The 229-nt window shown below is 41.9% G+C and carries 1 protein-coding gene; it reads right to left on the bottom strand.

Annotation, left to right across the window (positions count from 1 at the left end):
* Nucleotides 1-38: 38 nt before the first annotated feature.
* Nucleotides 39-229: hypothetical protein (locus ACVHXK_RS19030; RefSeq protein ID WP_461207962.1), on the bottom strand; the 191-nt coding region annotated here is incomplete at its 5' end.

Here is a 229-nt window from a genome sequence, read left to right on the forward strand (position 1 = left end):
GGCAGCTGTTGAAACGATGACATACATACCTCCCAATACTACTTATGATTATTCCCTTTAAAAATTGGTTTTAACTGATGAGCAAGCTCCCGAACCATGTCTTTTGCGGTCATATTGGCGGACAATTCCCCACGTTGATACGCTTCGATTAATATATGTTTGAAACGCTCGGTTTCTGATCGCAAAGTCTTTTTCTTCGGCACAACAGTCACCCCCAACGTAAAAATGC

It is taken from the genome of Clostridium sp. DL1XJH146 (genome assembly GCF_054819755.1).